At 70.5% G+C, this 4,157-nt stretch carries 4 protein-coding genes; 1 reads left to right on the top strand and 3 read right to left on the bottom strand.

The genetic code is table 11. From position 1 onward, the window contains the following. Window positions 1–638 precede the first annotated feature (638 nt). Complete coding sequence (trpS, locus tag I3F58_RS29035; RefSeq protein WP_240111696.1) at window positions 639–1,643, top strand: tryptophan--tRNA ligase; 1,005 nt, start codon at window positions 639–641, stop codon at window positions 1,641–1,643. 54 nt (window positions 1,644–1,697) lie between these two features. On the opposite strand, the gene proC is transcribed toward trpS, so the two are convergent. The 3 genes from proC to I3F58_RS29050 all read right to left on the bottom strand — a co-directional run bounded on the left by proC (window position 1,698) and on the right by I3F58_RS29050 (window position 4,149). After that, entirely contained in the window at window positions 1,698–2,507 is an 810-nt protein-coding gene (proC, locus tag I3F58_RS29040) for a pyrroline-5-carboxylate reductase (RefSeq protein ID WP_240111697.1), read from the bottom strand. Between the two features lie 119 nt (window positions 2,508–2,626). Beyond that, window positions 2,627–3,391 carry an ABC transporter permease gene (locus I3F58_RS29045; RefSeq protein WP_240111698.1) on the bottom strand — a complete coding sequence of 255 codons (765 nt, stop codon included), beginning with the start codon at window positions 3,389–3,391 and terminating at the stop codon, window positions 2,627–2,629. Beyond that, window positions 3,388–4,149 carry an ABC transporter ATP-binding protein gene (locus I3F58_RS29050; protein WP_240111699.1) on the bottom strand — a complete coding sequence of 254 codons (762 nt, stop codon included), beginning with the start codon at window positions 4,147–4,149 and terminating at the stop codon, window positions 3,388–3,390. Before I3F58_RS29050 ends, I3F58_RS29045 begins: the two co-directional genes overlap by 4 nt. Window positions 4,150–4,157: the final 8 nt, after the last annotated feature.

A 4,157-nucleotide genomic window follows, 5' to 3' on the forward strand; every position in this document is an offset into this window, starting at 1 on the left:
CTTCCTTCGTACTCACCCGAGAGACTCTCTCAGGCTTTCCTCCGGGCGCTTCCCTTCGGTGTTTCCAGCTTAGCAGATCCGTTTTCCGTTTCTGCCACCCGCTGGAGCGGGCTTGCCGGTCTGTTCTTCGCTTTCGCGTTTCCCTTTCCGGCGGTTCCGACTCTATCAGATCCTTTCGGGCCTGACTCCCAGTCAGCAGGAGTTGTCTTTCCGGCCGCTCGGGCCGTTCCGACGTCGTGAACTTTAGCGAATCTAGCGGCTCGACGCTAATCGGGCCCGTTCTTTCGAACGTGGATTCTGCATTCCGAAAAATCACACGCAAAGTGGCGCGACGCCAGGTCGCTCACTGAGGGTGGTTCTTGCGGAGTGGCTGCCCGGGGACCGACCGGAGTCGGCGCTCACGTCGGACAACTCGGAGAACACTACGGATCGGAAAACCCTCTGTCAACCCGGGTCCGTCCCGTAACCTGAGGGCATGACAGCACATGCGTCGTTCCTTCAGTGGTGGGCCGCCTGACGGCGGCCCGGTTGACGCATGCAGACGGCCGCCGCCCTCGGCGGCCGTTCGTGTCTCTCCCTCCTCCCGGTGGGTGGCCCGGCCGCAGTCCGCGGGGTCACAGAGTGAGAGGGAGGACCACATGACGCGGATCTTCAGCGGGATCAAGCCGACCGGGCATCTGACGCTGGGCAACTACCTGGGGGCCGTGCGGCGGTGGGTCCGGAAGGACCAGCACAGGGCGGAGGCGCTGTTCGGCATCGTCGATCTGCACGCCCTGACCGTGGAGCACGATCCCGCGCGGGTGCGGCGGCTCAGCCGGCAGGCAGCGACGCTGCTGCTGGCGTCCGGGCTGGATCCGGAGCGGTGCACTCTCTTCGTACAGAGTCATGTGGACGAGCACGCGCGGCTGTCGTATCTGCTGGAGTGCGTCGCCACCGACGGGGAGATGCGGCGCATGATCCAGTACAAGGAGAAGGCGGCGGCGGAACGGGCCCGGGGCGGGAGTGTGCGGCTGTCACTGCTGACGTATCCGGTGCTGATGGCGGCGGACATCCTCGCGTACGGGACGGACGAGGTTCCGGTGGGAGACGACCAGGCGCAGCACGTGGAGCTGACCCGGGATCTGGCTGTGCGGTTCAACCAGCGGTACGGGCACACCTTCACCGTGCCGCGGGCGACCCATCCGCGGGTGGCCGCCCGGGTCATGGACCTCCAGGACCCGCGGTCGAAGATGGGGAAGTCGCACGAGAGCGGGGCGGGGATCGTCTATCTGCTCGATGAGCCCGAGGCCGTACGGAAGAAGGTCATGCGGGCGGTGACCGACAGCGGGTCGGATGTCGTGTACGACCGGGAGGCAGGGCCCGGGCTCGCGAACCTGCTGGATGTGCTCGCTGCGTGCCGGGGTGAGGAGTGTGATCCGGCGGCGGTCGCGGCGGAGTACTCCTCGTACGGAGCACTGAAGCGGGATGTCGCGGACGCGGTGGTGGAACTGCTGCGGCCGGTGCGGAAGCGGCATGCCGAGCTGGTGGCCGACCCCGGGTATGTGGACGGGGTGCTGCGGACGGGGGCCGGACGGGCTCGGGGGCTGGCGCGGCCGGTGGTGGACCGGGCCTATCGGGCGGTGGGGCTGCTGCCGCCGGTGTGAGCGGGAGAGGGGCGGGCCTGTCGTCGTGGTGTCGGCCCGCCCCGCCCCCTGGGGTCAGCCGTTGCCGGAGGCGAGTTCGCGGCTGCGGTCGCGGGCGGCTTCGAGGGCGGCGATGAGGGCCGCGCGGACGCCGTGGTTCTCCAGTTCGCGGATGGCGCTGATGGTGGTGCCCGCCGGGGAGGTCACCGCTTCGCGCAGTTTGACGGGGTGCTCGCCGCTGTCGCGGAGCATGACGGCGGCGCCGATGGCGGCCTGGACGATCAGGTCGTGGGCCTGGGCGCGGGGCAGGCCGAGAAGGATGCCCGCGTCGGTCATGGCTTCGACGAGGAAGTAGAAGTAGGCGGGGCCGGAGCCGGAGAGAGCGGTGGCGGCGTCCTGCTGGGACTCGGGGACGCGGAGGGTCTTGCCGACGCCTCCGAAGATCTCCTCGGCGTGCGCGAGGTGGTCGCCGGTGGCGTGGCTGCCGGCGGAGATGACCGACATGCCCTCGTCGACCAGGACGGGGGTGTTGGGCATGACGCGGACGACGGGGGTGTCGGGGGCGAGGCGCTCCTCGATGAACGCGGTGGTGATGCCGGCGGCTGCGCTGATGACGAGGCGGTCGCGGGAGACATGGTGAGCGAGTTCGTCGAGGAGCCTGCCCATGTCCTGGGGTTTGACGGCGAGGATGAGGGTGTCGGCCTGCTTGGCGGCGTCGGCGTTGGAGACGGCCTCGACGCCGTACCGCTCGCGGAGTTCCTCGGCGCGTTCCGGGCGGCGGGCGGTGACCAGCAGGTGGGTGGTCGGCCAGCCGGCGCGGATCATGCCGCTGAGGAGGGCCTCGCCGATCTTTCCGGTGCCGAGGACTGCGACTGTCTGGGTCATCTGCTCTGTTCACCTCGCCGTGGGGTTTCTTGCCGCCTCCATCCTTTCACCGGGGGGCGGGGCGGGGCCGGGCTGTCCGAGGGGCGGTACGCGCTGCGGGGCGGGGCCCGGTGTGCGGCTCAGGCCGTGCGGCGGCGGAGGGTGGCGGCGCCGAGGGTGAGGACGGCGAGGCCGCAGGCGGCGACGATCAGGGCGTCGCGGATGAAGTCGCCGGTCACCTCGGTGTGGCGGAGGACCTGGTTCATGCCGTCGACGGCGTACGACATGGGCAGGACGTTCGAGAGGGCTTCGAGGGCCGGGTGCATGTTCTCGCGCGCGGTGAACAGGCCGCACAGGAGGAGCTGCGGGAAGATCACGGCCGGCATGAACTGGACGGCCTGGAACTCGGACGCGGCGAACGCCGAGACGAACAGGCCGAGGGCGGTGCCGAGGAGCGCGTCGAGCAGGGCGACGAGAAGGAGGAGCCAGGGGGAGCCGACCACGTCCAGGCCGAGCAGCCAGAGGGCGGTGCCGGTGGCGAGGAGTGACTGGAGGACGGCGATCGCACCGAATGCAAGGGCGTAGCCGGTGATGAGTTCGGCCTTGCCGAGGGGCATGGCGAGAAGGCGTTCGAGGGTGCCGGAGGTGCGTTCGCGCAGCGTGGCGATGGAGGTCACCAGGAACATGGTGATCAGCGGGAAGATGCCGAGCAGGGATGCGCCGATGTTGTCGAAGACCTGCGGGCTGCCGTCGAAGACGTACCGGAGCAGGGTGATCATCAGGACCGGGACGAGGAGCATCAGCGCGATGGTCCGGGGGTCGTGACGGAGCTGGCGCAGGACGCGGGCGGCGGTGGCGAGGGTGCGCGAGAGGAAGGGTCCGAAGCGCGGCGGGCGGGCGCTCATGAGGGGTCCTCGGGGTGCGGGGTGCGGGTTTCGGTGGCGGCGGTGGCCCCCATGGCGGCGGCGGTGTCGACGAGGTGGAGGAAGGCCTCTTCGACGGTGGCCGTGTCGTGGCGGCGGCGGAGGCCGTCGGGGGTGTCGTCCGCGAGGAGTTCGCCGTCGCGCATGAGGAGGAGGCGGTGGCAGCGCTCGGCCTCGTCCATGACATGGGAGGAGATGAGGAGGGTCGTGCCGCGGTCGGCGGCGATGCGGTGGAAGAGGTCCCACAGGTCGCGGCGGAGGACGGGGTCCAGGCCGACGGTCGGCTCGTCGAGGACGAGCAGCTCGGGGGTGCCGAGCAGAGCGACGGCGAGGGAGGCGCGGCTGCGCTGGCCGCCGGAGAGGTTGGCGGCGAGGTCGTCGGCGTGGGTGGTGAGGTCGACGTCGTGCAGGACGCGGGTGACGGCCTCCTCGCGGGGTTCTCGGTGGCGGCGGCCCGGGAGGAGGACGGCGGCGAAGTACGCGAGGTTCTGCCGGACGGTCAGGTCGGCGTAGACGGAGGGGCTCTGGGTGACGTAGCCGATGCGGGAGCGGAGCTCGGGGTCGCCCGCGGGGCGGCCGAGGACGGTCAGCGTCCCGGTGACTTTGGCCTGGGTGCCGACGAGGGCGCGCATGAGGGTGGACTTGCCGCAGCCGGAGGGGCCGAGGAGGCCGGTGATCTGACCGGGCGGGGGGATCGTCTCGGAGGGCGGTACGGACGGGGCGTGCGCTTCGAGTTGCACGGTGGTGT

This window comes from Streptomyces sp. MUM 203J (assembly GCF_022414595.1).
GTDB lineage: Bacteria > Actinomycetota > Actinomycetes > Streptomycetales > Streptomycetaceae > Streptomyces.